Origin of the sequence: Rhodococcus sp. NPDC019647, assembly GCF_044389235.1 — a bacterium.
GTDB classification, from domain to species: domain Bacteria; phylum Actinomycetota; class Actinomycetes; order Mycobacteriales; family Mycobacteriaceae; genus Rhodococcus_F; species Rhodococcus_F oxybenzonivorans.
Window position 1 is genome coordinate 1 of sequence record NZ_JBIRXS010000080.1, and the last position, 1,457, is coordinate 1,457.

Here is a 1,457-nt window from a genome sequence, read left to right on the forward strand (position 1 = left end):
GAGCAATGATCAGAACTTGTGGATCCCGGGAGGGCGTACCTTCCCGGATGATGATCTGGAAGGTATCCGAATTCTGATCAAGACCAGCGCGGCAACGCTGGCGGGAAGGTACGCCCGTGCTCACGGTAGTACACGACGACGACCGGTCCAACGATGACGGCGGGCGGTCGTTGCTCGACGAGATCGTCCGCGACGGTGCCCGGCAGATGCTCGCGGCCGCCCTGCAGGCGGAGGTCGCCGCCTATATCGAACAGTTCGCTGATCAGGTCGACCAGAACGGTCGCCGCCTCGTGGTGCGCAACGGCTACCACCACGAACGCGGTGTGCTGACCGCCGCGGGTGCGGTCACCGTGAAGGCCCCGCGGGTCAACGACAAGCGCATCGACCCGGACACCGGAGAGCGGCAGCGGTTTTCGTCGGCGATCCTGCCGGCCTGGGTGCGCAAGTCCCCGCAGATGAACGAGGTACTGCCGCTGCTGTATCTGCACGGGCTCTCCACCAGCGACTTCGGCCCGGCGCTCGAGCAGTTCCTCGGATCGGGCGCCGGGCTCTCGGCGTCCTCGATCACCCGGTTGACGACCCAGTGGCAGGACGAGGCCAAGGCCTTCCAAGGTCGGGACCTCTCGGGCACCGACTTCGTCTATCTGTGGGTCGACGGAATCCACCTCAAGGTCCGGCTCGAGCAGGAAAAACTGTGCCTGCTGGTGATGATCGGGGTCCGCGCGGACGGCCGGAAGGAGCTCGTCGCCCTCACCGACGGGTACCGCGAGTCCACCGAGTCGTGGGCGGACCTGCTGCGCGGCTGCCGACGCCGCGGCATGACCGCCCCCGTCCTCGCGGTCGGTGACGGCGCTCTGGGGTTCTGGCGGGCGCTGCGGGAGGTGTTCCCGGAGACGCGGGAGCAGCGTTGCTGGTTTCACAAGCAGGCAAATGTGCTTGCCGCGCTACCGAAATCGGCTCACCCAGGTGCGCTCGCGGCGATGAAGGAAATATACAACGCCGAGGACATCGACAAGGCGCAAGTGGCGATCAAAGCCTTCGAACTCGACTACGGCGCGAAGTATTCGAAGGCGGTCGCGAAGATCACCGACGACATGGATGTGCTGCTCGAGTTCTACAAGTATCCGGCCGAGCACTGGGTGCATCTCCGCACCACAAATCCCATCGAATCTACTTTCGCCACGGTGCGGCTCCGAACGAAGGTCACCAAGGGGCCTGGATCCCGTGCGGCGGGACTTGCCATGGCCTACAAGCTGATCGACGCCGCTCAGGCTCGCTGGCGTGCGGTCAACGCACCACATCTGGTCGCGCTCGTTCGTGCCGGCGCGGTGTTCCACAAGGGCAAGCTGCTCGAACGACCAACAGACATCAGCCCCAACTCCGCGGCGGTCGAGCCCGCAAGCACCGGATCGGAGGTCGCATGAAACTCACTCATCCACAGGTATTGACAATATCTC

General features: G+C 64.8%; 1 protein-coding gene. It reads left to right on the forward strand.

All coding sequences use genetic code 11. The features are described 5' to 3' along the window. Positions 1-116 precede the first annotated feature (116 nt). Positions 117-1,424, forward strand: coding sequence for an IS256 family transposase (locus ACH49N_RS38925; protein WP_358278835.1), 1,308 nt, complete (start codon positions 117-119; stop codon positions 1,422-1,424). The last annotated feature ends 33 nt before the right edge of the window (positions 1,425-1,457 follow it).